Origin of the sequence: Cupriavidus nantongensis (genome assembly GCF_041726985.1) — a bacterium.
GTDB classification, from domain to species: domain Bacteria; phylum Pseudomonadota; class Gammaproteobacteria; order Burkholderiales; family Burkholderiaceae; genus Cupriavidus; species Cupriavidus nantongensis_A.
Map to the genome: position 1 here is coordinate 938,867 of NZ_CP168303.1, position 23,954 is coordinate 962,820.

The 23,954-nt window shown below is 67.5% G+C and carries 19 protein-coding genes and 1 tRNA gene; 10 read left to right on the forward strand and 10 right to left on the reverse strand.

The features are described from left to right. Window position 1 precedes the first annotated feature (1 nt). From ACEI37_RS15490 to ACEI37_RS15500, 3 genes are all read left to right on the forward strand, one after another. Window positions 2-1,636: an NAD(P)/FAD-dependent oxidoreductase gene (locus ACEI37_RS15490; RefSeq protein WP_373379640.1), complete on the forward strand. Its 1,635-nt coding sequence runs from the start codon at window positions 2-4 to the stop codon at window positions 1,634-1,636. A 358-nt stretch (window positions 1,637-1,994) separates the two neighbouring features. Beyond that, the gene (locus ACEI37_RS15495; RefSeq protein ID WP_373379641.1) at window positions 1,995-2,471 is read left to right on the forward strand and encodes a hypothetical protein; all 477 of its coding nucleotides are present in this window, start codon (window positions 1,995-1,997) and stop codon (window positions 2,469-2,471) included. 268 nt (window positions 2,472-2,739) lie between these two features. Further along, window positions 2,740-3,834: a serine protease gene (locus ACEI37_RS15500; RefSeq protein WP_373379642.1), complete on the forward strand. Its 1,095-nt coding sequence runs from the start codon at window positions 2,740-2,742 to the stop codon at window positions 3,832-3,834. 85 nt (window positions 3,835-3,919) lie between these two features. Here ACEI37_RS15500 and ACEI37_RS15505 read toward each other — a convergent pair whose 3' ends face one another. Then, a complete protein-coding gene (locus ACEI37_RS15505; RefSeq protein ID WP_373379643.1) occupies window positions 3,920-5,191 on the reverse strand; it encodes a TIGR03862 family flavoprotein in 1,272 nt (423 codons plus the stop codon). An 89-nt stretch (window positions 5,192-5,280) separates the two neighbouring features. On the opposite strand from ACEI37_RS15505, the gene ACEI37_RS15510 reads away from it, so the two are divergent. Continuing rightward, on the forward strand, window positions 5,281-5,907 hold the full coding sequence (locus tag ACEI37_RS15510) for a DUF1415 domain-containing protein (protein ID WP_373379644.1): 627 nt from the start codon (window positions 5,281-5,283) through the stop codon (window positions 5,905-5,907). Here the strand turns inward: ACEI37_RS15510 and ACEI37_RS15515 are convergent. Continuing rightward, entirely contained in the window at window positions 5,882-6,724 is an 843-nt protein-coding gene (locus ACEI37_RS15515) for an SAM-dependent methyltransferase (protein WP_373379645.1), read from the reverse strand. The genes ACEI37_RS15510 and ACEI37_RS15515 overlap by 26 nt on opposite strands. A 186-nt stretch (window positions 6,725-6,910) precedes the next feature. Here ACEI37_RS15515 and ACEI37_RS15520 point away from each other — a divergent pair, with 186 nt between their 5' ends. Then, window positions 6,911-8,524: a FapA family protein gene (locus ACEI37_RS15520; RefSeq protein WP_373379646.1), complete on the forward strand. Its 1,614-nt coding sequence runs from the start codon at window positions 6,911-6,913 to the stop codon at window positions 8,522-8,524. 260 nt (window positions 8,525-8,784) lie between these two features. Here the strand turns inward: ACEI37_RS15520 and ACEI37_RS15525 are convergent, their stop codons facing one another. Further along, the gene (locus ACEI37_RS15525) at window positions 8,785-9,897 is read right to left on the reverse strand and encodes a CapA family protein (RefSeq protein WP_373379647.1); all 1,113 of its coding nucleotides are present in this window, start codon (window positions 9,895-9,897) and stop codon (window positions 8,785-8,787) included. 226 nt (window positions 9,898-10,123) lie between these two features. Here ACEI37_RS15525 and ACEI37_RS15530 point away from each other — a divergent pair, with 226 nt between their 5' ends. The 3 genes from ACEI37_RS15530 (at window position 10,124) to ACEI37_RS15540 (ending at window position 12,870) form a co-directional block, all read left to right on the forward strand. Continuing rightward, window positions 10,124-11,512, forward strand: coding sequence for an FAD-binding oxidoreductase (locus tag ACEI37_RS15530; RefSeq protein WP_373379648.1), 1,389 nt, complete (start codon window positions 10,124-10,126; stop codon window positions 11,510-11,512). A gap of 114 nt (window positions 11,513-11,626) precedes the next feature. Beyond that, window positions 11,627-12,544, forward strand: coding sequence for a polyphosphate kinase 2 (ppk2, locus tag ACEI37_RS15535; RefSeq protein ID WP_373379649.1), 918 nt, complete (start codon window positions 11,627-11,629; stop codon window positions 12,542-12,544). A gap of 68 nt (window positions 12,545-12,612) precedes the next feature. After that, window positions 12,613-12,870 (forward strand): hypothetical protein, encoded by a 258-nt coding sequence (locus ACEI37_RS15540; protein WP_373379650.1) that lies wholly within the window; start codon window positions 12,613-12,615, stop codon window positions 12,868-12,870. A gap of 40 nt (window positions 12,871-12,910) precedes the next feature. On the opposite strand, the gene ACEI37_RS15545 is transcribed toward ACEI37_RS15540, so the two are convergent. The 3 genes from ACEI37_RS15545 to pepN all read right to left on the reverse strand — a co-directional run bounded on the left by ACEI37_RS15545 (window position 12,911) and on the right by pepN (window position 17,076). Continuing rightward, window positions 12,911-12,986 (reverse strand) — tRNA-Thr (locus tag ACEI37_RS15545). Window positions 12,987-13,265: 279 nt separating this feature from the next. Further along, window positions 13,266-14,282 (reverse strand): class 1 fructose-bisphosphatase, encoded by a 1,017-nt coding sequence (locus ACEI37_RS15550; RefSeq protein ID WP_018006958.1) that lies wholly within the window; start codon window positions 14,280-14,282, stop codon window positions 13,266-13,268. 82 nt (window positions 14,283-14,364) lie between these two features. Further along, window positions 14,365-17,076, reverse strand: a complete 2,712-nt coding sequence (pepN, locus tag ACEI37_RS15555) for an aminopeptidase N (RefSeq protein ID WP_373379651.1) — start codon at window positions 17,074-17,076, stop codon at window positions 14,365-14,367. Window positions 17,077-17,351: 275 nt separating this feature from the next. Between pepN and ACEI37_RS15560 the strand changes: the two genes are divergently transcribed. Together ACEI37_RS15560 and ACEI37_RS15565 are read left to right on the forward strand one after the other, a co-directional pair. Continuing rightward, complete coding sequence (locus ACEI37_RS15560; protein WP_373380268.1) at window positions 17,352-17,987, forward strand: DUF4136 domain-containing protein; 636 nt, start codon at window positions 17,352-17,354, stop codon at window positions 17,985-17,987. Between the two features lie 327 nt (window positions 17,988-18,314). Further along, a complete protein-coding gene (locus ACEI37_RS15565) occupies window positions 18,315-20,636 on the forward strand; it encodes an NADP-dependent malic enzyme (RefSeq protein ID WP_373379652.1) in 2,322 nt (773 codons plus the stop codon). A 103-nt stretch (window positions 20,637-20,739) separates the two neighbouring features. Here the strand turns inward: ACEI37_RS15565 and ACEI37_RS15570 are convergent, their stop codons facing one another. The 4 genes from ACEI37_RS15570 to puuE form a co-directional block, all read right to left on the reverse strand. After that, window positions 20,740-20,985 (reverse strand): hypothetical protein, encoded by a 246-nt coding sequence (locus ACEI37_RS15570; RefSeq protein WP_012352285.1) that lies wholly within the window; start codon window positions 20,983-20,985, stop codon window positions 20,740-20,742. A 241-nt stretch (window positions 20,986-21,226) separates the two neighbouring features. Further along, window positions 21,227-22,294, reverse strand: a complete 1,068-nt coding sequence (locus ACEI37_RS15575) for a porin (RefSeq protein ID WP_373379653.1) — start codon at window positions 22,292-22,294, stop codon at window positions 21,227-21,229. Window positions 22,295-22,475: 181 nt separating this feature from the next. Beyond that, complete coding sequence (gene uraD / locus ACEI37_RS15580; protein ID WP_373379654.1) at window positions 22,476-22,994, reverse strand: 2-oxo-4-hydroxy-4-carboxy-5-ureidoimidazoline decarboxylase; 519 nt, start codon at window positions 22,992-22,994, stop codon at window positions 22,476-22,478. After that, window positions 22,991-23,941, reverse strand: coding sequence for an allantoinase PuuE (gene puuE / locus ACEI37_RS15585; RefSeq protein ID WP_373379655.1), 951 nt, complete (start codon window positions 23,939-23,941; stop codon window positions 22,991-22,993). The genes uraD and puuE overlap by 4 nt, the downstream gene beginning before the upstream one ends. Between the last annotated feature and the right edge of the window lie 13 nt (window positions 23,942-23,954).

A 23,954-nucleotide genomic window follows, 5' to 3' on the forward strand; every position in this document is an offset into this window, starting at 1 on the left:
CATGCTACGTCTAAGTGAAGTCAAACTCCCGCTCGACCATACCGAAAGCGACCTCGACGCCGCCGTGCGCGCCGGTGCCGCGCAGATCGGCGTCAAGGGAGACGGCCTGATCGGCTATACCGTATTCCGCCGTGCCCACGATGCGCGCAAGCGCTCGGATATCAAGCTGACCTACATCATCGATATCGAGGTGCGCGACGAGGCCGCGGCCATCCGCCGCATGGCCGGCAAGCCGAACTGGAGCGTGACGCCCGACATGGCGTACCACTTCGTCGCGCGCGCGCCGCAGGGCGGTCCGCATCCGCGCCCGGTGGTGATCGGCATGGGCCCGTGCGGCCTGCTGGCCGGCCTGATCCTGGCGCAGTCGGGCTTTCGCCCCATCATCCTGGAGCGCGGCAAGGAAGTGCGCGAGCGCACCAAGGACACCTTCGGCCTGTGGCGCAAGAGCGTGCTCAATCCCGAGTCGAACGTGCAGTTCGGCGAAGGCGGTGCAGGTACTTTCTCGGACGGCAAGCTGTACAGCCAGATCAAGGACCCCAAGCACTATGGCCGCAAGGTGCTGCACGAGTTCGTGCGCGCCGGCGCGCCGGAAGACATCCTGTTCAAGGCGCGCCCGCATATCGGCACCTTCCGGCTGGTCAGCATGGTCGAGAAGATGCGCGCCGAAATCATCGAGCTGGGCGGAGAGATCCGCTTCGAGACCCGCGTCGACGATATCGATATCGACGGCGGCCGGGTGCGCGGCCTGAAGCTGTCCAACGGCGAGTATCTTGTGGCCGACCACGTCATCATGGCGGTGGGCCACAGCGCGCGCGACACCTTCCAGATGCTGCACGAGCGCGGCGTGTTCATGGAGGCCAAGCCGTTCTCGCTGGGCTTCCGCATCGAGCATCCGCAGGGGCTGATCAACCGCAGCCGCTTCGGCAAGTTCGCCGGCAACAAGCTGCTGGGCGCGGCCGACTACAAGGTGGTGCACCACTGCAGCAATGGCCGTTCGGTGTACAGCTTCTGCATGTGCCCGGGCGGCACCGTGGTGGCCGCGGCGTCGGAGCCGGGCCGCGTGGTGACCAACGGCATGAGCCAGTACAAGCGCGCCGAGCGCAACGCCAATGCCGGCATCGTGGTCGGCATCACGCCGGAAGACTACCCGGGCGGCCCGCTGGCCGGCATCGAGTTCCAGCGCAAGTGGGAAGAGCGCGCGTTCGAGCTGGGCGGGCGCAACTACAACGCGCCGGGCCAGCTGGTCGGCGACTTTATCGCCGGCCGCGCGTCGACCTCGCTGGGATCGGTCGAGCCTTCCTACAAGCCGGGCGTGACGCCGACCGACCTGAGCACGTCGCTGCCCGACTACGTGATCGAGGCGATCCGCGAAGGCATTCCCGAGATCGACAAGAAGCTGCCCGGCTTCGCGCTGCACGATGCGGTGCTGACCGGGGTCGAGACACGCACCTCGTCGCCGCTGCGCATCCGCCGCAACAATGATGACTACCAGAGCGTCAACGTCAAGGGCCTGTACCCGGCGGGCGAGGGCGCGGGCTATGCGGGCGGCATCTATTCCGCGGCGATCGATGGCATCGAAGTGGCCGAGGCGGTGGCGCTCAGCATCGTTGGCGGCGCTGGCGGCGTCGGTGGCTAAAGGCGCGTCACGCTGCGTCGATAACCAACCGGTGGGCTGCGGTGTGTCCACCGGCGATGGGCTCACGTCCCGCCGCGTTGCGAGCGGCATTGCGAGGCGGCTACCCCACCAAAGCAGGGGCAGCCCGATGGAAGTCGTCGCGCTACATTAGCGGCGCCCTGCGTCCTGCAAGACGTCAGGCACAAGAACAAGACGCCCAAAAAACAAAATTTACGGGAACATGCGGTCATCTCTGTCGTTGGTCCTCGTCAGCACTTGCCTGGCGAGCGGTTGTGCGTCGATTGTCGGCGGCACGACCCAGGTAGTCTCCGTCGAAACCCACCAGTCCCAAAGCCCTGTCACCGGCGCACGATGCGAGATGGTGAACAGCAAAGGCACCTTCCATGTAACCACTCCCGGCACCGCCACGGTCAGCCGGGCCTACGGCGACTTGATGGTTCGCTGCGACAAGGATGGCATGGAAACCGGCCAGGCCACGGTGGTATCGGCCACCAAGGCGATGGCGTTCGGCAATATCATTTTTGGCGGCGCGATCGGCGTGGCGGTGGACGTTTCGTCCGGTGCGGCCTATGACTATCCGGAACTGATCCGCGTGGGGATGGGCGAGACCGTGGTGATCAATTCGCGCGACGTGGCCCCGGCCACGTTGGTCGCGGCCAATGCCGAAAAGCCCGCCACGGCGGTGACTGGTTCCGGCGCGCCGCAGAGTCCGTCTGGCGCTGACACCAAGGCATCGGCTGCGCCAGCGGCGCCGCTGGCCATCACGCAGACCGGCGCGCGCAGCGCGCAGCCGGTGGCCATGGACGACCTGCGCCACCTGTTGCCGCCGCGCTGAGGTTCGTGGTGCCAGGGGTGCCCTGGCAGTCGTCCTCCGTCGCCTTCATTGCTGTTTCGTTTCCCCGCCATATCCATGCGCCTACGTTATCTGCCTGCTGCCATCGGCCTGCTTTGTATCGCTGCCACGCCTGCCATCGCGGTGGGGGCCGAGCCATCGCTCTCGACTGTTTCGCAGAGCATCTTTGCCGTACGGCCCGCAGGAAACGCCGCTGGGCGCGGGCCTGGGCGTGGTGATTGCGCCGGGGCAGGTAGTGACTGCATGCCAAGTGCTGGCCGGCGCGCGCTCGATCGCGGTGCGGCGCGAGAACATCAGCTACGGCGCCTCGCTGGAAGCGCCCGATGTCGAGCGCGGGCTGTGCCTGCTCAAGGTACCTAACCTGAGCGCGCCAGCCGCGCAGATCGCGTCCGGGGCAGCGCCCGGATTCGGTCAGAAGGTGTTGGCGGCCTCGGTCGCCGGCACCGCGGTGAGTTTGCGCCAGGCAACCGTGGCGGGCCTGCAGGCTGCCACCAACGGTAAGCTCGACCGTATCGAGGCATCCGTCGCACCCGAGGACGGCGCGACCGGCGGCGGCCTGTTCGATGAGACCGGACGCCTGATCGGCATCCTGGTTGGCGCGCCCGGGCCGGCCACGGCGGGGGCTCAACTGCGCCAGGCGGCAGTGCCTGCATCGTGGATTCCGGAGATCCGCGCGCGCGGCGCCGCAGCGCTGGCGGGCTACCGGCCCTCTGCCCCGGCGCCTGCGACTGCAATGACTGCGGCATCCGCCGCGGCGCAAGCGCCCGCTGCGGCGGGCGTGTCGGCCGGCGCCAGCGCGGGCTCGCCGCGCGTTGGGGAGGAATGGCGCTACCAGCTGACCGACACCCTGACCGGCACACGCCAGGAGGTGCGGTATCGCGTGGACCGTATCGAAAACGATCGCGTCATCTTTAACCAGGGTGGCCGGATCGAGCTGATGGATGGCCGCGTCGATCGCATTGCCACGCCGGCAGGCGGAGAGTTTGACTCGGCCGCGCCGCCGGGCGGATGGGTGCCGGCCAACGTGAAGGTCGGCAACCGCTGGCGGGTGTCGTATCGTCAGGCCGGAACCGGCTTCGAGACCCAGCTCGATGGCGTGGCCACCGGTGAATCCACGGTACGCGTGGCCGCCGGCGCCTACCGCGCTATCCGTATTACCTACGACGGTTATGTGCAGCGTCCCTTCTATGGCTTTGGCTCGAACGGAGCCGGCCCGGTCCCATACAAGGCGGTGGTCTGGTATGCGCCCGAACTCAGTCGCGTGGTGTTGTTCACGGCAGAGTTCACGTCGCGCTATGAGCGGACCAACGAAAGGCTGGAACTGGCGGCACACCGGCTCGACTGAGGGCGGCGGGCGCCATGCCGGTGCCTGTTCAAACAATCGCGCGAGCGTTACGACTACACTGCAGTCCGCTTACCGGCTTTTGCAGTCAAGCCTGCTTCAGGTAAGCCGCGGCCCCTAGCGCCGCGGTGCGGCCACTGGCGAAGCAGGCCGTCAGCAGGTAGCCGCCGGTGGGCGCTTCCCAGTCCAGCATCTCGCCCGCGCAGAACACGCCGGGCAGGGCGCGCAGCATCAGGCTGGCATCCATCGCTTCGAAGCGCACGCCGCCGGCGCTGCTGATGACCTCGTCGATTGGGCGGGGGCGCAGCACGCGCAGGGGCAGCGCCTTCAGCGACACGGCCAGCGTGCCGGGATCGAGCATGGCGTCGCGCGACAGGCATTCGCGCAGCAGGCCGGCCTTGACGCCGGTGATGCCGAGGCGGCTCTGCAGGTGGCTGGACAGCGAACGCGAGCCGCGCGGATGCTCGACCTGCGCGCTGACCTGTTCGGCGCTGTGCGAAGGCAGCAGGTCGAGGTGGATGGTGGCCTCGCCATCGGCTTCGATGCGGTCGCGGATCGGTGCGGAAAGCGCGTAGACCAGGCTGCCTTCGATGCCGTCGCGGCTGATCACGAATTCGCCCTGGCGGTAGTGCGCGTGTCCGTCACGGTCATTCAGCGCGATCGCCACCGGCTTGACCGGCGCGCCCGCAAAGCGCGCGGCGAAGTCCTCGCTCCATGCCACGTCGAATCCGCAGTTTGCCGGCCGCAGCGGCGCGATCTCGACGCCGCGCTCGGCCAGGCGCGGCACCCATGCGCCATCGGAACCCAGCCTGGCCCAGCTGGCACCGCCCAGCGCCAGCACCACGGCGCGTGCGTGCACGACCGTGTCGCCGTGCGGCGTGGCGAAGCGCAGCGCATGCCCGGCGCCGTCGCCATCGTCCCAACCCAGCCAGCGATGGCGCATATGGAACTGCACGCCCGACTCGCGCAGCCGGTGCAGCCACGCGCGCAGCATCGGCGCGGCCTTCATGTCGGTGGGGAAGACGCGGCCGGAGCTGCCAACGAAGGTCTCGATGCCGAGTCCATGGACCCAGTCGCGCAGAGCCTGCGCGCCGAAGTCCGCCAGCATCGGCGCCAGCTGCCCAGTGCGCGCGCCGTAGCGGCCCAGGAAGGCCGGCTCCGGCTCGGCATGGGTCAGGTTCATGCCGCCCTTGCCCGCCATCAGGAACTTGCGGCCGACCGACGGCATGGCGTCATAGACCGCCACGCTGGCGCCCTGCGCGGCCAGCACTTCGGCCGCCATCAACCCGGCCGGGCCGCCGCCGATCACGGCAACGTCTGGAGTGGCTGGGGCAGGGGCGGGTGTGGTGGGAGAGGGCATCGGCGGGGCTCGGGAGGGTGGGGTGTTTCCGCCGCGGATTATAGAGCCTGCGGCAGCGCTAGAATGACGCTTTGCCACGCCTTGCCATCATGTCTTCCGCCACGCACTCCGCCCGCCAGCCCGACGATGCCGTTATTGCCGCCACCCGCCATTGGCTGGAACGCGCGGTGATCGGGCTCAACCTGTGCCCGTTCGCCAAGAGCGTGTACGTAAAGGAGCAGGTGCGCTACGTCGTCAGCGCCGTCACCGAGGCGCCCGACGTGATGGATGACCTCGAGCGCGAACTGCGCCTGCTGGCCAATGCCGACCCGGCGCAGATCGACACCACCCTGCTGATTCTGCCGCACGCGGTGGCGGATTTCCTCGACTTCAACGACCTGCTGTACTTCGCCGAGCGCCTGCTCGCCAGCCTGGGGCTGGAAGGCACGCTGCAGCTCGCCAGCTTCCATCCGCACTACCAGTTTGCCGGGACCGAGCCGGACGATATCGAGAACTACACCAACCGCGCGCCGTACCCCATCCTGCATCTGCTGCGCGAGGACTCGATTGCGCGCGCGACGGCGGCGTTTCCCGACGCGGCGGACATCTACGAGCGCAACCAGGCGGTCATGCGCCGCCTCGGCCACGAGGGCTGGCAACGCTGGATGTCGGGCGAGGACGAACCCGGGTCCGAGGCCGGGGAAGGCGTAGTTACGCCGCCGCGACCGGCTCGGTGAAGAAGCGCTCGCGCATTTCTTCCAGCCCCAGCCGGGCCAGCACCTCTTCCAGCCGCTCGGCCGGGCGGCGGCGCGGCAGGTCCTTGTACTGGGCGATGATCAGCTCGTTCTTCATCGAGTGTTCCCAGCCCACCAGCTCGGTCACGCTGACCTGGTAACCGTGCGCCTCCAGCTGCAGGCAACGCAGCACGTTGGTCACCTGGCTGCCGAACTCGCGCGTATGCAGCGGGTGGCGCCAGATCTCGGTCAGCGGATTGCCCGCCAGCAGCTTGCCCTTGTGCTTGCGCAGCACGCTGGCCACCTCGGCCTGGCAACAGGGCACCAGCACGATGTGCTGCGCGCGCTTGGCCAGCGCGAAGCGGATGGCGTCGTCGGTGGCGGTATTGCACGCATGCAGCGCGGTGACCACGTCGACGGTGGGCGGCAGCTGCGGCGAGGTGATCGATTCCGCCACCGACAGGTTCAGGAACGACATCCCCGGAAAATCCAGCCGCGCCGCGAGCGCCTGCGAGGTCTTCACCAGTTCTTCACGAGTCTCGATGCCGTAGATATGCGAGTCGTCCTGCAGTGCCTTGAAGAACAGGTCATAGAGGATGAAGCCCAGGTATGACTTGCCGGCGCCGTGGTCCACCAGCGTGACGCGGCCGCGCGCTGCCTTGACCTCCTGCAGCAGCGGTTCGATGAACTGGAACAGGTGGTAGACCTGCTTGAGCTTGCGCCGGCTGTCCTGGTTCATCTTGCCGTCGCGCGTCAGGATATGGAGTTCCTTGAGCAGCTCGATGGACTGGCCGGGGCGGATTTCGTGGGTATTTGACATGGAGAGGACTGCACAGGCTGCGGAGCGCGGCGCGCCCCGAATGGCGACAGTTTACCGAAAACCCGCCCGGTGCCCGCCGCGCGGCTGTTGTGCGCTAAAGTTCCCGGCGCGCCTGCCGTTGGTGATGAATCGATAACAAGCAGAGCGCCGGCAGCCGCCGTCGCCGCCAGACGATTCAGGGGACGCATGACGCATGAATCGGGACTGCGCCTGGAGCTTGCCGAGCCAGGCGAACAGGTGCACGCACGCTACACGCCGCAGCCGGGCCGGCTGCCGCCGGACCCAGCCACGCTGCAGCAGTGCCTGGAGGGACTGGGCTGGTCTGGCGCGCGGCTGGATGCGCGTGCGGTGGCGCAGTTCCTGGCGCAATGCCAGCGGGCCGAGCATGAGATCGATGCCACCATCGGCGCGCTGGTCGACGGCGCGTTCGAACTCGACATCAGCGCCGACGGCCTGGCCGTGCGGCTGACGCTGATGCCGCCAGAGGGGGGGCGGCCGGTCAGCGCGGAGGAGATCCGCCGCGCCGCGGCGGAGCTCGGCGTGGTGGCGCCGATCCAGGCGCTCGCACTGGACGCCGCGCTGGCCGAAGGCGGCTGCGAATTGCGCACCATCGCCGCAGGGATTGCGCCGCGGCAGGGCGAACCGGCGCGCTTCATCAACCTGCTGGAGCCACGCAAGCCGGCGCACAGCGACGACGATGCCGGCAAGGTCGACCTGCGCGAGCTGGGCAACCTGCTGCTGGTGAGCCCCGGCACGCCGCTGATGCGGCGCATTGCAGCGGTGCCGGGCCATGCCGGGGTCGACGTGTTCGGCAAGCCGATTGCCGCCGATGCGGTCGACGACCCGCCGTTTGCCGAGGGCCTGACCGGCGCGGCGACGGATCCGGACGACCCCGGACTGCTGCGCGCGGTGATCGCTGGATCCCCGGTGGTCGGCGTCTACGGCATCTCGGTCAGTCCCGTGGTGCAGGTGGAATCGGTGGACCTGCACTCCGGCAACGTGGCGTTCGACGGCACGCTGCGCGTCTCGGGCGACATCCGCACCGGCATGTCGGTCAATGTCACCGGCGACGTGGTGGTCGAAGGCACCATCGAAGCCGCCAGCGTCGAGGCCGGCGGCAACGTCGTCGTCAAGGGTGGCATTATCGGCAAGTCCGAAAGCGCTCATGCCGAAGGCGGCATCAGCCGCGCCAGCGTGCGCTGCAAGGGCGTGGTGAAGGCGCGCTTCATCGAGAACGCGGTGGTCGAGGCCGGCACCGAAGTCACCGTCGACAGCGGCATCCGCCAGAGCGACGTCGCCGCGGGCCAGCGCATCGTGGTGGGCGGCACCGGCGTGCAGGGCAGCATCAGCGGTGGCCGCAGCCGCGCCTTGCTGGCGGTGCGCGCCGCGGTGCTGGGCGCGCCGGCCGGCACCGCCACCAGCATCCAGGTGGGCCTCAATCCCTATGCCGACGCGCAGCGCGCCGCGCTCGAGGCCGAGCGCCGGCGCATGCTGGAGGAGCAGAACAAGGTCAGGCAGCTGGTGGACTTCTTTGCCAAGCACCCCGAGCGTGCCGTCGGCGACCTGCGTGAAAAGGCGCGCGCGACGCTGTTCAAGCTGTCGCGCGACCTGTTCGAGCTGGAGGCGCGCCTGACCGAGCTGGGACAGCAGATGCAGCCCGCCGCCGATGCCGTCATCGACGCCCCGCGGCGCATCCATGGCGGGGTCACGCTGCAGGTGGGCAGCCGCGTGCTCAAAGTGATGGAAGACAAGCCCGGCGGCCAGATCCGGCTGCTCGACGACCGCATCACCGTCGGCTGAAACGCGCGCCTTTTCGATCCCGCTTTGATCCGCGGGGATTTGTACTATCCTGCAGGTATGTCCTGGGGTGCCGCAGGATGGGCGATCGAGCTAGTGTTGGGCAATGAATGCAGAAGCGGATCAGCACTCTGTGGAAGCGTTACACCGAACCGACACACGTGGCACTTTGAATGAACGGGAAGGCCAGCCATCGCGCTGGCCTTTCTGTTTCCTGCAGCCCATTCGGCAAGTACCGGGAGCGTGGCACGGACGGCTTGCGCTTATGCCGCCCACAGCCGCAACTCGTGCAGCCCGCTGCGCGCCACGCGTGTGCCAGGCGCGCGTCCCTGTGCTTCGAACATGGCTTGCAGCCAGGCCATGTCGACTTCGCGCGCATACGCCAGCCGGAAGTGGCTGCGCCGCAAGGGCACCAGCCGCAGGTCCGCGCTGCCGCCGTCATCGAAGCTGACGAATGCCATCAGCGCCAGGTCCGGGCGGTAGCTATCGTATCCACCAATGCCCTCGTAATCGTTGATGAAATCGCCGCAGCCGTACAGGATCGGCTTGCCGGCATGCAGCTCGATGCCGAGCGGGTGATGCGAGGAATGGCCGTGCACGATGTCGACGCCGGCGTGCTCGACCAGCGCGCGGGCGAAGGCGCGCTGCGCGGGATCGATGTGGTAGCCCCAGTTCGGGCCCCAGTGGATCGACAGCACCATCACATCGCCAGGGCACCGCAGCTGATGGACTTGCGCGGCAATGCGTTCTTGCGAGGCCGCGGACCAGTCGTCCAGCAGGTTCACCCCCGAGTGCCCCGCGGTGGCGCGCCACGCCGCCGGTGTGCCGGCATTCGGCATGGCGAATGCAAGCACCACCACGCGACCACCGCCGGGCCGCGGCAGCACCGCGGCGCGTGCGGCACTGGCCTCGTCGGGGCCGGCGCCGGCGTGCGCGATGTGCGCGCCATCAAGCGTGTCCAGCGTATCGGCCAGGCCAGCGCGGCCCCAGTCCATCACATGGTTGTTGGCCAGGACCGCGCAGTCGATGCCGGCAGCCTGCAGGCAATCGACGTTGCGCGGATGCATGCGGTAGTGCACGGCCTTGCCGGGCCAGGCATCGTCGCTGGTGGTGACGGCGGTTTCCAGGTTGACGATGCGCGGCCGCGCGGCGCGGCTTGCCAGTTCCGCCAGCGCGTCGCCCCACGGATAGTCGGGCCCAGCGGGGCGCGCGATCGGGCCGGCCTTGCGTTCCGCCAGGCGCACGTAGTCGAGCGCGGAATGCACATACGATTCATGCAGCAGCGGCTGGCTGGGATGCGCCAGGATCTGGTCGATGCCGCGACCCGTCATCACGTCGCCGCACAGGAACAGGGGAGGTTGGCTGGCAGTGTTCATCGTGCAGGCGCACGGCGCGCGGGCACCGTGCCGCCGTGCCTCCATGATAGGCCGCGCGGCCACCGCAGGATTTGGCCTCACCCGCGGAATGCGCCGGGACGCAGCGCGCATTTACATTCCGGCGGTGCCTGCCTTAAATGATGAAGTCATCGGTCCTCGTGGCCATTTTTTTGCTCGTGACGCCGCGTGCCGTCCGATGTTTCCAACCAGCATCGGGAGGCAAATCATGGCCCAGCCATCGCAGGAACATATTGAGGCACTCAAGGCGCAGTTGCGCGGACGCTTGCTGCAGCCGGGCGACGGCGGCTATGACGACGCACGCCAGATCTGGAACGCGATGATCGATCGGCATCCGCAGTGGATCGTGCAGGCTGCGGGCGCTGCCGACGTTGCGGCGGCGGTGAACTTCGCGCGCGAGCACGGCGTGCTGCTGTCGGTACGCGGCGGCGGCCACAATATCGGCGGACTGGCGATCTGCGAGGGCGGCATGGTGCTGGACCTGTCGACGATGCGCTCGGTGCGCATCGATCCCCACGCGCAACGCGCATGGGTAGAGCCGGGCGCCACGCTGCGCGACTTCGACCACGAAGCGCAGGCGCAAGGCCTGGCCACGCCGCTCGGCATCAACTCCACCACCGGCGTCGCCGGGTTGACGCTGGGCGGCGGCTTCGGCTGGCTCAGCCGCAAGTTCGGCACCACCGTCGACAACCTGGTGTCGGCTCAGGTCGTCACCGCCGACGGCAAGCTGGTGCGCGCCAGCAGCGACGAGAACGCCGACCTGTTCTGGGCGCTGCGCGGGGGCGGCGGCAACTTCGGCGTGGTGACGATGTTCGAGTTCCGGCTGCATCCGGTCGGGCCGCAGGTCTATGGCGGACTGGTCGTCTATCCGCTGGAGCAGGCCGCCAGCGTGCTGCCGGCCTATCGCGAACTGTATGAATCGATGCCCGACGAACTGACCGTGTGGGTGGTGCTGCGGCAGGCGCCGCCGCTGCCGTTCCTGCCGCCCGAGGTGCACGGCAAGCCGGTGGCGGCGCTGGCGATCTGCTATATCGGCCCGCCGGAGCAGGGGCCGCAACTGGTCGAGCCGCTGCGCCGGCTCGGCACGCCGTATGGCGAGCACCTGGGGCCAATGCCGCTCACCGCGTGGCAGCAGGCCTTCGATCCGCTGCTGACACCGGGTGCGCGCAACTACTGGAAGTCGCACAACTTCGCCGGGCTGGACGATGGGCTGATCACGATGCTGATCGAGCAGATCGGCAAGCTGCCGTCGCCGCAATGCGAGGTCTTTATCGGCGCGATGGGCGGGCAGACCAATCGCGTCGCCCCTGACGCTACCGCCTACGCCAACCGCGACGCCAAGTTCGTCATGAACCTCCACGGGCGCTGGGACAGCCCCGCGGACGACGACCGCTGCATCGGCTGGGCGCGCGAGGTGTTCCGCGCGGCCGCGCCGTTCGCGCTGGGCAGCGTCTATGTCAACTTCCTCACGCAAGAGGAAGTCGACCGCGTCGGTGCCGCCTATGGGCCGAACTACGACCGGCTGGTGGAAGTAAAGCGGCGCTACGATCCCGACAACCTGTTCCGCCATAACCACAACATCAATCCCGCGGGCTGAAAGGCGTATCACGCGCGGGGCGGGGCAGGGCAACCTGCTCCGCCTTCACGCGGCTGCAATACGGCCATGCCAGCATCGCCGCGAGCGCGTTGTATCCACAGGGAGAGCAAGAAGATGAGACCGGGTGAAGCAGAGCTGGTGCGGCGCATCCACAACGAGGTGGCCGACTACTACGACGAAGAGATCGAACTGGAACTGGACGACCGCGAGGCCAGCGAGGCCTTTGGCGATCCTGTGCACCTGGACGACCAGGCCGAGCAGGACGACCGCCGGAAATATTTCCGCGAGCTGTTCCGGCTGCAAGGCGAACTGGTGCGGCTGCAGAGCTGGGTCGCCGCCACCGGGCACAAGGTCGTGATCCTGTTCGAGGGGCGCGACGCCGCCGGCAAGGGCGGCGTGATCAAGCGCATCACCCAGCGGCTGAACCCGCGCGTCTGCCGCGTCGCCGCGCTGCCCGCGCCCAACGACCGCGAACGCACCCAGTGGTACTTCCAGCGCTACGTCGCGCACCTGCCCGCCGCCGGCGAGATCGTGCTGTTCGACCGCAGCTGGTACAACCGCGCCGGGGTCGAGCGCGTGATGGGCTTCTGTACCGACGACCAGTACGAAGAGTTCTTCCGCTCGGTGCCAGAATTCGAAAAGATGCTGGTGCGCTCCGGCATCCAGGTGATCAAGTACTGGTTCTCGATCACGCATGACGAGCAGCGCCTGCGCTTCCTCAGCCGCATCCATGACCCGCTCAAGCAGTGGAAGCTCAGCCCGATGGACCTGGAATCGCAGCGCCGCTGGGAAGACTACACCCGGGCCAAGGAGATCATGCTCGAGCGCACCCACATCCCGGAGGCGCCGTGGTGGGTGGTGCAGGCCGACGACAAGAAGCGTGCGCGGCTGAACTGCATCCATCACTTGCTGAGCCTGGTGCCGTACGGCGAAGTGGAGAGCCCCACGGTGGTGCTGCCCGGCCGCGAGCGACACGAGGATTACGTGCGCCAGCCGGTGCCGAAGGAGATGATCGTGCCGGAGGTGTACTGAGCGAATCCTGGCGCCTAGGGTATCCACGGGGTGCGCCATCGGCCCCATGCCGGAGGCGGCTGCCTATAATGAAAACGGCCACCCCGACATCCGCGGCGGCCGTGATCGTGGAACTGCTAGCTTTCTGGGCGGCCATGCTTGCCGCCTATCTCCTGATGAAGCGTGCCGGCTGCTTCAGCCAGCCGGTGCTCTATCCCGATCTGGATCACCCCTTCCGCTACTGGTGGGCGCAACGGCTGGGGCGCCAGCCGGCGGCATTGCCGCTGCCCCCCTCTACACCGCCGTCATCGCAAGAACGCAGCCAACAAAAAACCCGGAGAGCGTGACGCTGTCCGGGTTTGTGCGGGCTGGGCCTTGGAATTCTGGTGGTGCCGAAGAGAGGAATCGAACCCCCGACCTTCTCATTACGAATGAGCTGCTCTACCGACTGAGCTACTTCGGCAACTTGTTCCGGCGATCTGGAACAGCCCGCAATAGTAGCAGCGTTTTCCAGCCTTGTGAAGCCCTTTGTGTCGCCGATGCCATCCGGCGCACGCACGAAAAAACGGGGGCAGTGCGCCCAATGCCGTTCAGTTAACGTATCCAACACTACCGTCATTCCCGCGCAGGCGGGAATCCAGCGTCTTTAAAAGTCACTGGGTTCCCGCCTGCGCGGGAACGACGGTGGTTAGCTGAACGGCATTAGGGCAATGCGCCCCGCTTTCGCGCAGCCGGGCCGCGATCAGGCCTTCGCTTGTGCTTCCTGGTGGTAGCGCGTGACGCGCTCCACTTCGTTCTTCGAGCCCAGGATCACCGAGACGCGCTGGTGCAGCTTGGTCGGCTGCACGTCGAGGATGCGCTGCTCGCCGTTGGTGGCGGCGCCGCCGGCCTGCTCGACCAGCATCGCCATCGGGTTGGCTTCGTACATCAGGCGCAGCTTGCCGGGCTTTTCCGGTTCGCGCTTGTCCCACGGGTACATGAAGATGCCGCCGCGGGTCAGGATGCGGTGCACGTCGGCGACCATCGATGCGACCCAGCGCATGTTGAAGTTCTTGCCGCGCGGGCCTTCGTCGCCGGCCAGGCACTCGTCGATGTACTTGCGCACCGGCGGGGCCCAGTGGCGCATGTTCGACATGTTGATGGCGAATTCCTTGGTGTCTTCCGGAATCGTGACGTTGGACTGGGTCAGCACGAAGCTGCCGGCCTCGCGGTCGAGCGTGAACATGTGCACGCCGTTGCCGACCGTCAGCACCAGCGTGGTCTGCGGGCCGTACACGGCGTAGCCGGCGGCGACCTGGTGCGTGCCGGGCTGCAGGAAGTCGGCCTCGGTCACGGTCTGGCCGGGCTTGGGCATGTGCAGCACCGAGAAGATGGTGCCGATGGAGACGTTGACGTCGATATTCGACGAGCCATCGAGCGGGTCGAACATCAGCAGGTATTCGCCCTTCGGGTAGCGGTTGGGAATCTCGTAGAACGATTCCATTTCTTCCGAAGCCATCGCGGCCAGGTGGCCGCCCCATTCGTTGGCGTCGAGCAGCACTTCATTGGCGATCACGTCCAGCTTCTGCTGGGTTTCGCCCTGGACGTTGCCGGTGCCGGCCGAGCCCAGCACGCCGGCGAGGGCGCCCTTGCTGACAGCGTTGGAAATGGCCTTGCAGGCACGCGCGACCACTTCGATCAGCAGCCGCAGTTCGGGCTGGATGGTGTTGTGCTTGCGCTGCTCCTCGACCAGGTAGCGGGTCAGGCTGATGCGAGTCATGGTTGGTTCTCCTTGGATGGCCGCAATTCTACATGCCCGGCCGCGCCGGGGCCGGGCATCGGGGGGCGTCGGCCGGTCGCGCTCAGCCGGCCAGCGCCTTGCCGACGATCTCGCGCACGTCGCGCGACAGCGTGGTGCAGGCGGCGACGCGTTCCAGCTCGGCGCGCATGCGGTCGCGCAACGCCAGTTCGTACTTTTGCCAGCGGTCCATCACGCGCGCCAGGCGCGCCGCCACCTGGGGGTTGATGGCGTCAAGCGCCAGCACCTGGTCGGCCCAGAAGCGGTAGCCCGAGCCGTCCTCGGCGTGGAACTGCGCGGGGTTGCCGGAGCAGAAGCTGAAGATCAGCGAGCGCGCGCGGTTGGGGTTGCGCAGGTTGAAGGCGGGATGCTCCATCAGCGCGCGCACGGTGTCGATGGTGCGCTTGCCGGCGTGCGGGCCACCGGGCTGCGGGCCGACGCTGCCGCGCTGCATGCCTTGCAGCGAGAACCACTTGTCGATCACCAGCGCATCGTCTTCGAAGCGTTGGTAGAAGTCCGCCAGCGCATGCTCGCGGCCGGGGGCGAAGCTGTTGACCAGCGCCGACAGCGCGGCGAAGCGGTCGGTCATGTTGTCGGCATTCTGGTATTGCTGGTCGGCCAGCGCGTGCATCGCGGGGTCGCCGCTGTCGGCCAGGTAGCCAAGCGCGAGGTTGCGCAGCGCGCGCTTCGCCGCCGAGGCGGCATCGGGCGAATACGGGCCCGGCGTGGCATTGGCGTCGTAGGCGGCGAGCCAGTCCGCCTGCAGCGCGCGCGCCAGGCCTTCGCGCATGAACTGGCGGGCGCGGTGGATCGCGGCGGGATCGGCCACGCCCATGCGCTCGGCCAGGTAGGCCTCGGCGGGTAGCACCAGGGCCTGCTCGCGAAAGGCGGGGTTGAGCGTGTCGTCGGTCAGCACCGCGCGCATGGCGCGCACCAGCGCGGGATCGAGCCTGAGCTCGCGCCCGGCCTGCACGTCGGCCACCAGCTGCAGCAGCGCGCGCGTGGCCAGGCGCTGGCCGGCTTCCCAGCGGTTGAAGGCGTCGCTGTCGTGCGACAGCTGGAAGGTCAGCTGCGCGTCGGTGTACTCGGCATCGACGATCACCGGCGCGGAGAAGTTGCGCAGCAGCGACGGCAGCGGGGCCTCGGCGCCGCGCGGCAGGTTGATAAAGCGGAAGCTCTGCTCGGCCTGCGTGAAGTCGAGCACGCGCGTGGTGCCGGCGGGTGCGCTTTCGCCCTCGAGCTGCAGCGGCAGGTCGTTGCCGTCGGCGCCCAGCAGGCCGAGCGCGAAGGGGATGTGGAAGGGCTGCTTGTCGGGCGTGCCGGCGCGGGTCTCGATGCCGACCTTGGGGCAGCGTTGCGTCAGTGTCAGCGTCAGGCTGCCGTCGTCGCCGCTCCACGCGGTGCGCGCGGTCACCACCGGCGTGCCGGCCTGGCTGTACCACAGCCCGAACTGGGTCAGGTCGCGGCCGTTGGCATCGGCCATGGCGGCGCGGAAGTCGTCGCAGGTCACGGCCTGGCCGTCGTGGCGCTGAAAGTACAGGTCCATGCCCTTGCGGAAGCCTTCGCGGCCCAGCAGGGTCTGGTACATGCGCACCACCTCGGCGCCTTTCTCGTACACCGTGACGGTGTAGAAGTTGTTGATCTCTTCGTAGCTGTCGGGGCGCACCGGATGCGCCATCGGACCGGCGTCCTCGGGGAACTGCACCTGGCGCAGCACGCGCACGTCCTCGATGCGCTTGACCGCGCGGCCCGATTCCGAGCCCATCATGTCGGCCGAGAACTCCTGGTCGCGGAACACTGTCAGGCCTTCCTTCAGCGACAGCTGGAACCAGTCACGGCAGGTCACGCGGTTGCCGGTCCAGTTATGGAAGTACTCGTGGCCGACCACCGCCTCGATATTGGCGAAGTCCGTGTCGGTGGCGGTTTCCGCGTTGGCCAGCACGTACTTGGTGTTGAAGATGTTCAGGCCCTTGTTCTCCATCGCGCCCATGTTGAAGTCGCCGACGGCGACGATCATGAAGCGGTCGAGATCGAGCTCCAGGCCGAAGCGCTGCTCATCCCAGCGGATCGAATGGACCAGCGAATCCATGGCGTGGCGGGTCTTGTCGAGGTCGCGCGGCTCGACCCACACCTGCAGCAGCTTGTCCTTGCCGGAGGCGGACTGGATCTTTTCCTCGATGCATTCGAGCTTGCCCGCGACCAGCGCGAACAGGTACGACGGCTTGGGGAACGGGTCTTCCCACACGGCCTCGTGGCGGCCGTCGGGCAGTTCGCGCTGGCTCACCAGGTTGCCGTTGGACAGCAGCACCGGATAGGCGGCGCGGTCGGCGCGCAGCGTGACGCGGTAGGTCGCCATCACGTCGGGGCGGTCGAGGAAATAGGTGATGCGGCGGAAGCCTTCGGCCTCGCATTGGGTGAAGAAGTTGCCGTTGGACACATAGAGGCCCGACAGCGTGGTGTTGGCCGCGGGCTGGCATGCGGTAGTGATTTCCAGCGTGCCCTGCGCCGGCAGGCCGGGCAGCGTCAGCGTGCCGCCGTCCTGGGTGGCGTTGGCCACCGGCTTGCCGTCCAGGCTGACGCCGATCAGTTCGAGTTCTTCGCCGGCCAGCACCAGCGGCGCGTCAGGCGCGCCGGCCGTGCGCGCGAAGCGCAGCGTGCTGGTGACCACGGTGCGCTGCGGATCGAGCTCCAGCACCAGCGCGGCGTGGTCGATGGCGAACGGCGGCGGGGTATAGTCCTTGCGATAGACGGTAACGGGCGTGTCGGTGCGCAGCATGGAGGGATCCTGTCTTCGGAAGACCGTTAGGAAAAAGGAGGCGGCCAGGCGCGTGCAAGCAAAGCATGGCGCTGAAGTCCTCATTGTAGCCAAGGGGTCGGGGCGCGGTCTGGCGGGCGCCGCACCAAGCGGGCGCGGGGAATTCCGCGCCGCCGGCGTGGTCTCAGAGACACGCAGGGTTTCAGTAGGCAGAAGAGCGAGGTAGCACTATGTGGCAGCGCGCAGGCGGTGTCGGCGATGAAGGGGCAGCGGGGCGGTGGCCGGGGCTGCGCAGGATGTGGGGCGCGCTGGCGCTGCTGGCGGCGCTGCTGCTGACGGGGTGCGCCAGCACCGTGACCACCGATGTCACGGCGTTCCGCCAGCCCGGCTGGCAAAACGACGCGCCGCGCACCTACAGCTTCGAGCGCAGCGCCGAGCAGGCGGCCCAGCTCGACCGGCAGACCTATGAGCAGTGGCTGGCGGTGGCGCTGGCCGGGGTGGGCTTCGAGCAGGTGCCTGCCCGGCAGGCGCGCTATCTGGTCAGCATGGACTATGACTCCGCGCCGGGGCTGGTGCGCGTCGCCGAAACGGTCTATCCGGACCCGTGGTACGGCCCCTGGGGCCCTTACTGGGGACCAGGGTATTACCGGCCGTGGGGCCCCTGGGGGCCGTGGGGCCCGTGGGGTCCGGGCTACTGGCCGCCGCAGACGGTGGTGCGCGACGTGCCGGTGACGTTCTCCAGCCTGCGGGTGTATTTCAAGGACGCGGCCAGCGGCAAGCGGGTCTACCAGGTCACCGCGCAGAACCGGGCCGAGAACGGCAGCCTGCCGGCGATGATGCCCTACCTGATCCGCAGTGCCTTCACCGACTTCCCGTCCGACAGCGGCCGTCCCCGCCGCGTGACGCTGGAGGTGGAAAAGAACGCCAAATAGCGCGGCCGCAATCAGCGGCCCCAGGCCCGGCGGGGCGATGCGTGCGGATGCATGCAGGAGCATGCTTCTGCACCGCCATTGCATACCCAATGGTAAAAGCTGTTTAACGGCCAGAATCCGCGCAAAATGCGGCCTGCGGGCGTGCCGCGGTGGTACTTTGCGCGGGCGCGTGGGCTAGAATAGCTGCTCGATTTTTCCGGCCTGGCTGCCGGAATCGTCAGTTTCGCTGCCAGAGCTTGTCCTTCGCTGCCGGCTTGTCGCTTGAGCCGGGCCGAACCATGGCGGGAGAGGGGCGCTTCCGGTCCGGGCCATTTTCCGGACGAGCCAATGAGCAGCAAGACCAGCGGTGATGCACCGCAACATGCCCCGAACAGTCCTGAAGCGCAGCTGCGCCTCGCCGCGCTGGAATACCACCGCAGCCCCACCAAGGGCAAGATCCAGGTCACCGCGACCAAGGCGCTGTCCAACCAGCGCGACCTGTCGCTGGCCTATTCGCCGGGCGTAGCGTACGCCTGCGAGGAAATCGCCAAGGACCCCGCCACCGCCGCGGAGTACACCTCGCGCGCCAACCTGGTGGCCGTGGTCACCAACGGCACCGCGGTGCTGGGCCTGGGCGACATCGGCCCGCTGGCCGGCAAGCCGGTGATGGAGGGCAAGGGGTGCCTGTTCAAGAAGTTCGCCGGCATCGACGTATTCGACATCGAGCTCGACGCGCGCGACCCGGACAAGATCGTCGAGATCGTCGCCGCGCTGGAGCCCACGCTGGGCGGCGTCAACCTGGAAGACATCAAGGCGCCGGAGTGCTTCTACATCGAGCAGAAGCTGCGCGAGCGCATGAATATTCCCGTGTTCCATGACGACCAGCACGGTACCGCGATCATTTCGACTGCAGCGCTGCTGAACGGCCTGAAGATCGTCGGCAAGGACATTGCCAAGGTGAAGGTCGCCGTATCGGGCGCCGGCGCGGCTGCGATTGCATGCCTCGACACGATGGTGAGCCTCGGCGTGACGCGCGAGAACATCTCGGTGGTGGACTCGAAGGGCGTAATCTACGTTGGCCGCGACGCCAGCATGGAAGCCAACAAGGCCCGCTACGCGCAAGACACCTCGGCCCGCACGCTGGCCGACATCGTCAAGGGCGCCGACGTCTTCCTGGGCTGCTCGACCGCCGGCGTGCTGACCGCCGAGATGGTCAAGACCATGGCCGACCAGCCCATCATCCTGGCGCTGGCCAACCCCGAGCCCGAGATCCGTCCGGAAGTGGCCAAGGCCGCGCGCCCGGACTGCATCATCGCCACCGGCCGTTCGGACTACCCGAACCAGGTCAACAACGTGCTGTGCTTCCCGTACATCTTCCGTGGCGCGCTCGATTGCGGCGCCACCAAGATCACGGAAGCGATGAAGCTGGCCTGCGTCAAGGCCATCGCCGAGCTGGCCGAGGCCGAGCTGAACGATGCCGTGGCCGCGGCCTACGGTGGCCGCGAGCTGAAGTTCGGCCCGGACTACATCATCCCGACGCCGTTCGACCAGCGCCTGATCGAGAAGATCGCGCCGGCGGTGGCCAAGGCCGCCGAAGAGTCCGGCGTGGCCACGCGCCCGATCAAGGACCTGGAGGCGTATCGCCAGCAGCTGTCGACCTACGTCTACCACACCGGCCTGATCATGAAGCCGGTGTTCTCGGCCGCCAAGGCCGCGCCCAAGCGCGTCGCCTATGCCGAGGGCGAGGAAGAGCGCGTGCTGCGCGCGGTGCAGTCGGTGGTCGACGAAGGCCTGGCGCGTCCGATCCTGATCGGCCGCCCGCACGTGATCCAGATGCGCATCGACAAGGCCGGCCTGCGCCTGAAGCCAGGCGTGGACTTCGAGCTGATCAACCCCGAGGACGATCCGCGCTACCGCGCCTATCACGAGGCCTACCACGCGCTGCGCGGCCGCGACGGCGTGACCCCGGACATGGCCAAGGTGGCGCTGCGCCGCTCCAACACGCTGATCGGCACCATGCTGATGCATATGGGTGACGCCGACGCGCTGCTGTGCGGCACGGTGGGCCGCTTCGAGGCCCACCTCGAGCACGTGCGCGACGTGATCGGCCTGGCGCCGGGCGCGCATGTGTTCGCGGCGATGAACGCGCTGATGCTGGAGAAGTACACGCTGTTCATCACCGACACCTTCGTCAACGACGATCCCAGCGCGGAACAGCTGGCGGCCATCACGCAGCTGGCCGCGGAAGAGATCGCGCGTTTCGGCCTGCAGCCCAAGGTGGCGCTGATGTCGCACTCGATGTTCGGCTCGTCGACGCGCCCGTCGGCGCGCAAGATGCGCGAGGCCGCGCAAATCCTGGCGCGCGAGGCGCCGCACCTGGAGGTCGAAGGCGAGATGCAGGGCGACGCCGCGCTGGTCGAGGATGTGCGCCGCCACTTCCTGCCGTCGACCAAGCTGGCCGGCAGCGCCAACCTGCTGGTGATGCCGACGCTGGACGCCGCCAACATTGCCTTCAACCTGCTCAAGATCACGGGCGGGCAGGGCGTGACGGTGGGCCCGATCCTGCTGGGCGCGGCCAAGCCGGTGCACATCCTGAACCCGCAGGCCACCACGCGCCGGATCGTCAATATGACGGCCGTTGCCGTGGCCGAGTGCAACGCGGTGCGCTGAGTCGTCGCGCAGCGTATGCCATGCAAAAGGCCGGGTCGATGACCCGGCCTTTTTGTTTGTTGCCCCGCCGCATCCGAGCGGCCAGGGGCGGTTGGCGTGGTGGCTATTGCAGCACGTTGTACTGCTCGCGCATGACCACGATGATCGATTTTGCCGCTGCGAGCTGGTGTCCCAGGTTGTCGACGGACTCCTGCGGGAAATCGACCTCGGCGCTCCAGTTGCAACCGGTATGGTCAGGCTGGTGCATTCGCACCGCGTGCAGCTCGCACTCGCCGCACTCGGGGTTGTTGTCGAGGCACTGGTTCAGGATGGCCATCAGTTCAGACCGGGTCTTCGCGTATCGCCGCATGTGTCACCTCGCTGTCATTGGTTTTTGAGGCCTGGAACACCAATCTAGGAAGCGCGCCGGGGCCAATCCAATTGAATCCGCCTATGGAGCGGCAACTTCCCATCCGGCGCGGGTCCGCGTCCGGCATGGCGCGGCGCAGCATTGCCGGGGCGGGCCGGTGACGTGCGATGCGCCTCGCCGCCAATGAAAAAGCCCGCCGGAAACGACGGGCTCCAGTGCTGCGGGTGACGCGCTCAGCGCATCAGAACTTGTGGCGCACGCCCACGCCGAAGGTATCGCCGTGCTCGATGCCGGTGATCTTGTCGTAGTAGTAGGCGGCGTACACGTCGGTGCGCTTGGACAGGTTGTAGTCGTAGGCGACGGCAAAGGTATTGCGCTTGAAGTCGCCCAGCGAGTTGTCGACCTTGCCGTAGGCGTACGACGCCAGCAGGTTGCCCGCGCCGATCGGCACCGAGGCGCCGAACTGGCCGTCGATGTGCTTGATGTCGCCCGACGGCGCGGTGGTGGCGCGGGTCTTGATGTACTGGCCCTGCGCGAACAGCTTGACCACCTTGAAGTCATAGGACAGGCCGATCTGCGCGGCGTCCTGGCGCGACAGGCCGATGTCGGACATATCAGTCGGCACGCTGTTGAAGCGGACCTGCTGGTAGGCCACGGTCGCGGCGAACGGGCCGTTGAAGTACAGGACGTTGCCGCCGAACTTCTGCTTGCCCGCGGCGCCCGGCTGCTCGCCAAAGCCGTAGATGAAGTTGGCGGTCAGGCCGCCGAAGTTCGGCGTGCTGTACACCACCGAGTTGTTCCAGCCCGAGTCGCCGATGATGCCGGGATCAGCAACGGCGCCGCTGACCGCGCCGAAGTAGGTGTGGAAGATCGTCGGCGAGAACACATACGAGTCGACCAGCGGGTTGAACAGGATGGTCGAGATGAAGTACGGCGTGGTGTTGCGGCCCAGCTTGATGGTGCCGGCCTTGTCGTTCTGCAGGCCGACATAGGCGTTGCGGCTGAACATCGAGTCGCCTTCGAAGCGGCCGCTGCGGCCGGCGTCCGTGCGGAAGAAACCGTTCAGGTCGAAGATGGCCTTGGTGCCGCCGCCCAGGTCTTCGGTGCCCTTGATGCCCCAGTAAGACGTCTGCATGCCGCCCGAATTGGCCACCCATGCGCGCTCGCCCGAGCCCGGGCTCTTCACGCCGCCGACGAACATGTCAGCCTGGCCGTACAGCGTGACGCTGGACTGGGCCATGGCCGCGCCGGAAAAAAGGGTAGCCGCTACCGCCGCCAGCTTGAACGCCGGCTTGTACTGCTTCTGCATTGTTAGACCTCCGTGGTTTTGATCCTGCTTGGAACGTTGTGTACTGGGTCCCTGACGGGTTCTTGTCATGTCTTTGTGCTTTTATTCGTGCCGCCTGGCCGGGGCTCGGTGTGGTGTTGCATGGGAGGCCGGCGGCATCGGGGTACAGCGTTTTTTTGTTATACAGGTGACGCTTTTTTGCTCAGGCGGATACTAAGTCGTCAAGACGGAACTGTGCAATGCGATGGATCTGGCTGATGCAAGTTTGCAACTCTTGCTGCGGCGTGTTTTCGATGCGGCGCGCGAACTCGGCGATGATGCCGTGGCGGTCGTAGCCGCGCACCGCCAGGATGAACGGGAAGCCGAACTTCTGGTTGTACGCCGCATTGAGCGACTGCAGGCGGTCGAACTCCTCGGGCGTGCACTGGTTCAGGCCGGCGCCGCTCTGCTCGCGCGTCGACTCGGCGGTCAGCTCGCCGCGCACGGCCGCCTTGCCGGCAAGTTCCGGGTGGGCACGCACCAGCTTCAGCTGCGCCGCCTCGCCGGCTTCATCGACAGCCTGGCGCAGCGCCTGCGCCAGCGCGGCGCCATCGGCGAAGGGGCGTTGCGCGGCGGCGGTCTCGGCAAACCAGGGCGAATGTTCGTAAATGCCTCCCAGCACCTGCACGAATTCCGCGACCGGCATGGTGTTGAGTTGGGCGATGGTGTAGGTCTGGCTCATGCTTGATTCCGGGGAGTGTAGGGGTGGGTGGCGGCCCAGTGCCGGGCGATATCGACACGGCGGCAGATCCACACCTTGTCGTGCCCCTGCACGTAGTCGAGGAAGCGCTGCAGCGCGCGGAAGCGGCCCGGGCGGCCGAGCAGGCGGCAGTGCATGCCGATCGACAGCATCTTGGGGCTGTCCTGCCCGCCGGGGTCGCCTTCGTCATACAAGACGTCGAACGCATCCTTCAGGTACTGGAAGAACTGTTCGCCGGTGTTGAAGCCCTGCGGCGTGGCGAAGCGCATGTCGTTCGAGTCCAGCGTGTACGGCACCACCAGGTGCGGCTTCTTCTCGCCGCCGCTGACTTCCACCTCGGTCCAGAACGGCAGGTCGTCGCCGTAGTAATCGGAGTCATACAGGAAGCCGCCATGCTCGACCACCAGGCGGCGCGTGTTGGGGCTGTCGCGGCCGGTGTACCAGCCCAACGGCAGCTCGCCGGTCAGGTCCTTGATGATCTGCATGCCGATGCGCATGTGCTCGCGCTCGGTGGCTTCGTCGATGTTCTGGTAGTGGATCCAGCGCCAGCCGTGGCAGGCGATTTCGTGGCCCAGCTCGACGAAGGCGCGGGTCAGTTCCGGATGGCGCTGCAGCGCCATCGACACGCCGAAGATGGTCAGCGGCAGGCCGCGCTTCTCGAACTCGCGCAGGATGCGCCAGACGCCGGCGCGCGAGCCGTATTCGTAGATGCCCTCCATGCTCATGTGGCGGTCGGGGTAGGCCGCGGCGCCGACGATCTCGGACAGGAACTGCTCGGAGGCGGCATCGCCGTGCAGCACGCAGTTCTCGCCGCCTTCTTCGTAGTTGAGCACGAACTGCAGCGCGACGCGCGCGCCGCCAGGCCAGCGGGCGTGCGGCGGGCGGGCGCCGTAACCGATGAGATCGCGTGGATAGTTATCGTTTGTCATGTGTCGTTGCTTG

What these genes read in the sequence shown, in the direction of transcription:
- ACEI37_RS15565 (WP_373379652.1), top strand. Translation starts at nt 18,315, where the DNA reads ATGAGCAGCAAGACCAGCGGTGATGCACCGCAACATGCCCCGAACAGT.
- ACEI37_RS15550 (WP_018006958.1), bottom strand. Translation starts at nt 14,282, where the DNA reads ATGACTCGCATCAGCCTGACCCGCTACCTGGTCGAGGAGCAGCGCAAG.
- puuE (WP_373379655.1), bottom strand. Translation starts at nt 23,941, where the DNA reads ATGACAAACGATAACTATCCACGCGATCTCATCGGTTACGGCGCCCGC.
- pepN (WP_373379651.1), bottom strand. Translation starts at nt 17,076, where the DNA reads ATGCTGCGCACCGACACGCCCGTTACCGTCTATCGCAAGGACTATACC.
- ACEI37_RS15570 (WP_012352285.1), bottom strand. Translation starts at nt 20,985, where the DNA reads ATGCGGCGATACGCGAAGACCCGGTCTGAACTGATGGCCATCCTGAAC.
- ACEI37_RS15510 (WP_373379644.1), top strand. Translation starts at nt 5,281, where the DNA reads ATGTCTTCCGCCACGCACTCCGCCCGCCAGCCCGACGATGCCGTTATT.
- uraD (WP_373379654.1), bottom strand. Translation starts at nt 22,994, where the DNA reads ATGAGCCAGACCTACACCATCGCCCAACTCAACACCATGCCGGTCGCG.
- ppk2 (WP_373379649.1), top strand. Translation starts at nt 11,627, where the DNA reads ATGAGACCGGGTGAAGCAGAGCTGGTGCGGCGCATCCACAACGAGGTG.
- ACEI37_RS15530 (WP_373379648.1), top strand. Translation starts at nt 10,124, where the DNA reads ATGGCCCAGCCATCGCAGGAACATATTGAGGCACTCAAGGCGCAGTTG.
- ACEI37_RS15490 (WP_373379640.1), top strand. Translation starts at nt 2, where the DNA reads ATGCTACGTCTAAGTGAAGTCAAACTCCCGCTCGACCATACCGAAAGC.
- ACEI37_RS15525 (WP_373379647.1), bottom strand. Translation starts at nt 9,897, where the DNA reads ATGAACACTGCCAGCCAACCTCCCCTGTTCCTGTGCGGCGACGTGATG.
- ACEI37_RS15560 (WP_373380268.1), top strand. Translation starts at nt 17,352, where the DNA reads ATGTGGGGCGCGCTGGCGCTGCTGGCGGCGCTGCTGCTGACGGGGTGC.
- ACEI37_RS15575 (WP_373379653.1), bottom strand. Translation starts at nt 22,294, where the DNA reads ATGCAGAAGCAGTACAAGCCGGCGTTCAAGCTGGCGGCGGTAGCGGCT.
- ACEI37_RS15495 (WP_373379641.1), top strand. Translation starts at nt 1,995, where the DNA reads ATGGTGAACAGCAAAGGCACCTTCCATGTAACCACTCCCGGCACCGCC.
- ACEI37_RS15520 (WP_373379646.1), top strand. Translation starts at nt 6,911, where the DNA reads ATGACGCATGAATCGGGACTGCGCCTGGAGCTTGCCGAGCCAGGCGAA.
- ACEI37_RS15515 (WP_373379645.1), bottom strand. Translation starts at nt 6,724, where the DNA reads ATGTCAAATACCCACGAAATCCGCCCCGGCCAGTCCATCGAGCTGCTC.
- ACEI37_RS15540 (WP_373379650.1), top strand. Translation starts at nt 12,613, where the DNA reads ATGAAAACGGCCACCCCGACATCCGCGGCGGCCGTGATCGTGGAACTG.
- ACEI37_RS15505 (WP_373379643.1), bottom strand. Translation starts at nt 5,191, where the DNA reads ATGCCCTCTCCCACCACACCCGCCCCTGCCCCAGCCACTCCAGACGTT.